A 6,204-nucleotide genomic window follows, 5' to 3' on the forward strand; every position below is an offset into this window, starting at 1 on the left:
TCCCCGCGCCGGTCAGGCCGCCACATAGACGTTGGACGAGCCGAGCGCGGACAGCGCATCGGCGATGGAGGACGCCAGCACGTCGAAGGCTTCCGGCTGCGGCTGGGAATAGATCTGCAGATCGGTGAGGTCCGGGGTTTCCTCGAACCTGAGCTTCAGGCGGATGCCGCCGTCGCGCAGGAAGGTGTTGGGGTTGAGCTTGCGGTCCCAGACGATCTGGTAGTCGATGAGGGCGCCGAGGCTCTTCCTCTCCTCACACGCCTCTTCCAGCGTCTTCACCAGCAGCGTCACCAGATGCCCGCCCAGATCCTCGGACAGATAGCCCCGCAGCGCGGTGGAGAACGCCTTCTCGATGCTGCGCCGGGTGCGGATGCGCTTGATGGAGCGATAGGCCCGGATGGTGGGGTCGGTGGCGGTTGAGAACGGCGCCCACAGGGTCTTGTTCTCGATCACCGTGCCGACGCCGGCCTGCACCAGATAATTGGCATCCGACGAAGTGTCGCCGTCGCGATAGGTCACCCGCTGCGAGGCGCCGAGGATGCCGATGAGCGGGCGGTTCCAGGCCGCCTTGAACGGATTGCCCACCTGCTTGTCGCGGCGAATGATGGCGGCGGCCACATGGGGCGAGAGCGGCCGCACCACCTGCGCCCCGCTCAGATAAACTTTCGCCCCCGGATACATGGCGATGATGTTGAGCGAGGTCTTGAAGTCCTCGGCATAAAGCGCCGCCGCCTCACGGCTGGTGCCGGGCGTGTCCACCACCGCCATGCAGTCGATGATGCGGGAGCACACGCCATCCATGGCGGTGGTGATGGGATTTGCGGCATTGCCCGGCCGGCTGCCGGTATAGCCCGGCGCGATCAGCAGGCCCGGCTCCAGGCCGATATGGTCCTTGGCCTCCAGCTGCGCCCAGATCCCTGTCTTGGCCCCGGCCGAGCCGACGATATGGCCCATGGTGGCCTCCGCATCGGCGCCCTCGGCGACGCGCACGAAGGAGATGTCGGTGACGATGCCTTCGGAGAGGATCTGGTCCACCGTGTCCCGCGCCAGGCCGGCACCCAGGGCCGCCACCTGGTCCACGTCGTCGATGGACAGCGCCACCGGCTCGTCCAGCGGAAACAGGGAATTGTCCGCCAGTGGAGCCGGCAAGGTCAGGCCGATGACGGTGCTGTCGCGGGTATCGACGGAGGCGACGGTGTCGGACAGATCGGAGAAGACCCGGACGCCGACAAACGGGGTGGTGGCGGACATGAAAGACCTCTTGAAGCGCGGTTGACGGGCGTCTTCAGAGGTCAGACTGTGCAGGGGAAGATGTGGAAGGGCACGGGTGACAGGTGTCGCCGGGTTGGAGGGATCTCCACCGGCTGGAGTTCTACGACCAGATCGCCGCACGTATGATCATAATGCCGAGATGGAGGCCAAAGACCATATCCCGTGCAAGTGGTAAACGTTGCCTTGGCGCCAGGTGCAGGCGTCCACCATCTCGATGCCGAGGGGCTGGTATTGGCCATGTTCGGACGGGCGGCTGTTGGCGACAGAGCGTCCTAGCTGTTCTTTGTTCATTCGTTGGCCCGAGCTTTCAGGGCAAAGTGTCGGCTACTGCCGGTCAGGCCGTGTAGCGCGGATGCGAACTGAGCTATATCAGAATGGTGAAGAGCTAGGCTAGCTGCTAGGTACCTCACGAAAAACGACAGAAATATCTAACGTCAATATTGCAGACAGTAAAGATCGGACTTAACGTGAGCTACGAGCTGAACAGTTTAAAAGCTGAAGCGATATCCGCCTTTACAGGACTATTCACGATTAATTCGGATACAATTCGTCAATTTGAAAATGGAGAATATTTCGTCATTTATGCTCGAGGATCAAAACGCGTCCAGAGTATTCTCGGAGCCGAGCGAGAAATTCTCGTTCTTGGCAATGTTTATGCCGATCAACAGGCGCGTTCCGTTCGATTCGCCCGACGCCTCATCAATGAGTCCGATGGCCGGCTCGAAACGACGCTATGCGTGATCGTCCACCAGGATCCACGGGGGAACACTAAGCTGAAGCGTTGGGGCCGTGAGAATGGCCTCGCCGTCATCCCCGTGCACACTTCTACGGGCGTGTTGCCCCGCAACCAGGAACTGGAGCGGCTACTCTCATACGAGTTCTTCACGCAAGACCCGTTCGACGTGACCGGGCCGGTCGCCAACGATGCACAGTTCTTCGGCCGCCGGTCGGAAGCTCAGGAACTCGCCCGCAAGCTCCAATCCGGCCATATTCGTGCATGCTTTGGTATCCGAAAGATCGGGAAAACCTCAATTTTGCACAGAGTATTGGCGGAGCTGAAGGATAATTACGATGCCGTTACGCTATTCATCGACTGCCAACGGGACGACGTTTTTGGCTTGGATGCAGCGGGCCTACTTCACTCCATCACTCTCTCCCTTTTTGCCCTCAAAGCATCCGGCCGTGCCTACGCCGAAGTGGACGCGAGTCCTTCAGCTCCATCTCTTGCCGAGGCAGCGCGTCAATTCCAGGCGGCACTCAGTCAATTCGACCGCACTGTAGTCCTCGCCTTCGACGAGATTGATTATGTTACACCGAGTAACGGCAGTGCCGAGCAATGGCGGGCCGGGTTCGTCGAGTTCTGGCGCAACGTACGGGCGGCCTACCACGCAGCCGCTCGCGACGAGCGACGGGTATCATTGTTAGTCAGCGGCGTCTCCAGCCGCTGGTTCGCTGTGGAGTCGATCGATGGCATCGAAAATGCTGCGTTAGCGTTCATCCCCGAGGAGTATCTCAGTCCACTGCCACGAGGAGCAGCCAATGCGATGATCAAGAACATTGGCGCGATGGCGGGACTTCGTTTCGAGGAGCCTGCGCTGGAAGCGATATCGTCCTTCTGCTCAGACATGCCATTCTGGATCAGAAAGGCTTGCTCCTCAATACATGGAAAAATTGAGACGGCTATCAGGCCGGTCACGCTCCAAGAGCCGGTCGTCTCCGGGATGCTCGAGGCATATGGCCGGGACGAGGGGGCCGCCCTCGCCAAAGTGGCACTACAACATCTCTTCCGCGTTTATCCCGAGCTTCGCGCGCCTTCACTCACACTGCTTGTCGAAGGCTCGGAACTCCCCAGTGGCGTAAAGCGCACGTTGCACCGCTACGGCGTCGCTGATACTGCGGGCAAGGTCTCCGGATCAATGATGCGTATGGCGCTGACCATGGTAGCAGAAGAGGTACCGTTAGTTGACGCTGGCTCTATCAAGCGGGTGGAGGCTCGTCCGCTTGTGAATGAGTGGGCGGAAGAGCTCGCAGGCATCTCCTATCGCCGCAACACGATGGAGCGCGCACTTCGTTCGCTCGTCATCAACTTTCTGCGAATGTCGGCACTGACAACCAAAGATAGTGTTTCGGCTAAGTCATCTCTTCTATCCGCCATTTCTCAAAAGCGTCGTGGAGAACTTGATCCCTTCAACCTAGAGACGATAGCTGAGAAGCTTTTTTGGTTGGAACTCGTAGCCGTCATCAATAAGTACTGGCAGTTGTTTGAGAGAATCTTTGGCGACAAAACCGTGTTCAACGAAAACGCCAGCATCATCAATGACCGACCGGATGCCCACGCTAAACATCTTGAGCCCAGCGACGTTGCGATGCACCGCCGGGCGTTGCAATGGCTTGATGAGCGGATTTCTAAAGTTTGAGAGAGTATAGGGATTTTTTCGACGAAACCAAGGTCGCTGCACGACAGACCATGTCAGAGGTCGACACAAGATTGTATATTATTGATATAGACACAATCGTATGGTCCAGACTGCCGATATCTGGTCCGCTTACATTGCTCGGCGGATGGAAGTAGATCTGCAGGAGTTGATCCGTTCATGGCCAATGCTGTTTTGTGACCCGACTAGCGGCTTTCAGGAAATGGAGCGGAACGTTGAAACGACCGGATAGGCGCGAAGCAGTCGTTCTCAATGCTGCGGCGGAACGACTGGAGTGGGTCACTGTGCGACGCTCGGTGCCGATGTTCGAGCCACTGCTCGCCAGTGCCAATCTCCACTCCCCCCTAAAGCCCCGCGCAGAACCGCCACAGATCATCAATCTCGGCCGGGCTCATGTCCAGCATGGCCCCCAGCGTGTCCACCAGCGGATTGGTGCGCTGGAAGCTGGTGGCGCCGGACAGCAGCATGCGGGCGGCGAACTGGTCTTCCGCTGAGAGTTGGCCGATGAGGGCCTCGAACGCCGCCGGCAGCGTCCCGGTGCCCACCGCCGCAAGCGCCTCGGCCTGGGAGACCAGGCCGCGCAGGGCCAGCCCCTGGAAGAACTGCCGGTCGGAGATCTCGGCCGGGGGCGGCAACGGCGGCGCCACATAGGGCGCGACCTCTCCCCCAGCGGCCAGCCATTCATCGCGCGCCCGGCGGATCGCCGTATCGGCCGGCAAGGCGAGATCGTCGAACCACCGGCTGCCGTCGGCATAGGTGATGGCAATGGCGGTGCTGGGGGCCGGCGCGGCCCGGATGATGTGCGTGATCATGGCGCTCACATGCGTGCGTTGAAGAGGCTGCCGGCATTCACCACCACCAGCGACATGCCGTTGGCCGTGGCATCCGCTTGCAGATTGACCTGGGCGTGCCGAACCCCCGCCGTGATGCTCCAGCTGTAGAGGTTGACGTAATCGGTCAGATTTGCGGACACCGAAGGCGGCACCCGCATCTCCACGGGATGGAACAGGGTCGCCTGATAGCCGTGATAAATGCCCGCGACCATGAGCGAGGATGCGGTGATCGGCGTATCCAATTTCCAATAATAACGCTGGCTCTTGCGCAGTTCGTCCAGCGGATCGGGCATCTGCCAGACGGGCAGCACGCCGGTGTTGCCTATGTCCACATAGAGGCCGGCATCAAACAGCTCGAAGACATGGGCCGTGCTGGCAAGTCCATTGGATTGGCCCGGCGCCGCGAGCAGATTGCCGGCCTGCCAGCCGGGGCCGCCGGTGACCGCGGCCGACGCCGCCAGGCAGATGCTGAACATCAGGCCGCGGGTGGGGCCGGTGGCCCAGGTGCCGGCCAGGTCGCCGGGAATGACGAAGCTCTGCAGGGTGTCCAGATTGGCTTGCCCCGGCGCGATCACGAACCCGGCCAGATAGGCGCGATCCGGCGTGCCGTTGCGGATGGAGAAGCTGTAGGTGCCCGCCGGTCCCCGAAACCCGAACCGGGCCAGCGCCTGCCGGGCGGCCCCGGTGCCCCATTGCAGGTCGGCCACCTGCTGGCCTTCCAGGGCCTGGGTCCAGACCAGAGCATCCGTGCCGCTCAGGGCCGCCTTGGCCGCGGTGATGGTGATGCGCAGCCGGTGGGACGCGCCGCCTGGCGTTGCGCCCTGCACCTGGGCGTGGGTGCAGGCAAAGCCGGAGCCGGAGGCCGCGCTCTCCCATTGATCGGCGGCATAGCCGAGGCCGCCGCTGACCGGGGTGGAGGCCCACTCCTGGCTCACCCGCATGGCGCCGTTGATGATGCGATTGCGCAGGACATCGCCGGCGGCGGCGGCGGCCAGGTTCTGGCGCCCCTGCGCCTTCTGGCCGTCGGTGAACGCTTGCCCGGCATCCACGCGCAGGCGCCCGGCCAGGGCAGCGGTCTGCGCGGCGCTCACGGATGCGGACAGCGCATCCACCGCCGCACGGATCTCGGCCGTGGCCAAGCCATCGCTCCAGGCGGAAGGCAGCACCTGGCCCGGCGCCGCCTCGCCAAAATAGGGCCGGTAGCCGAACATGGCCGAGGTGCCCTGGCCCGGCTTGGTGGGGCCTTTGACCACGCGGGGCGTCACCCGCACCGCGCCCGGCGGCGCGGTGGAAATCACCCACAGGCGGCGGGCATCCTCGAAACGTTGACCGGATGGCGCCTCCGGCGAGGCGCCGCCATTGGCGCCGGAGAAGGCGATGACGGTCGCCCCCGACGCATTGGTCCCGCCGATACTGTTGGAGGTGCCCATGACCGTGCCGGCGGCATCGAGCCAGACGAGATCCACATAGATCTGCAAGGCCCGATGGTTCCCGGTGGAGATGGAGAACTGGTAGAGCTCGCCCGGCTGGACCGGGAACGGATTGCCGGCGCCGTCCACAAAGTCGAACCAGCTATAGACAGTGGCCTCGTCCCACTGGATCAGGAACCAGCCATTCACCCCCGGCGGCACCCAGACGGAATGCTCGCCCAGCACCCCGGCGAT

At 62.4% G+C, this 6,204-nt stretch carries 4 protein-coding genes; 1 reads left to right on the plus strand and 3 read right to left on the minus strand.

Annotation, left to right across the window (positions count from 1 at the left end):
- Positions 1-12 precede the first annotated feature (12 nt).
- A complete protein-coding gene (locus tag AAG816_RS27265) occupies positions 13-1,251 on the minus strand; it encodes a phage tail sheath family protein (RefSeq protein WP_341992864.1) in 1,239 nt (412 codons plus the stop codon).
- Between the two features lie 488 nt (positions 1,252-1,739).
- Between AAG816_RS27265 and AAG816_RS27270 the strand changes: the two genes are divergently transcribed.
- Complete coding sequence (locus AAG816_RS27270) at positions 1,740-3,689, plus strand: ATP-binding protein (protein ID WP_341992865.1); 1,950 nt, start codon at positions 1,740-1,742, stop codon at positions 3,687-3,689.
- Positions 3,690-4,051: 362 nt separating this feature from the next.
- Here AAG816_RS27270 and AAG816_RS27275 read toward each other — a convergent pair whose 3' ends face one another.
- Together AAG816_RS27275 and AAG816_RS27280 are read right to left on the minus strand one after the other, a co-directional pair.
- The gene (locus tag AAG816_RS27275) at positions 4,052-4,519 is read right to left on the minus strand and encodes a hypothetical protein (protein WP_341992867.1); all 468 of its coding nucleotides are present in this window, start codon (positions 4,517-4,519) and stop codon (positions 4,052-4,054) included.
- A gap of 5 nt (positions 4,520-4,524) precedes the next feature.
- Positions 4,525-6,204: hypothetical protein (locus tag AAG816_RS27280; protein ID WP_341992868.1), on the minus strand; the 1,680-nt coding region annotated here is incomplete at its 5' end.

Origin of the sequence: Azorhizobium sp. AG788 (assembly GCF_943371865.1) — a bacterium.
Classification (GTDB): Bacteria; Pseudomonadota; Alphaproteobacteria; order Rhizobiales; family Xanthobacteraceae; genus Azorhizobium.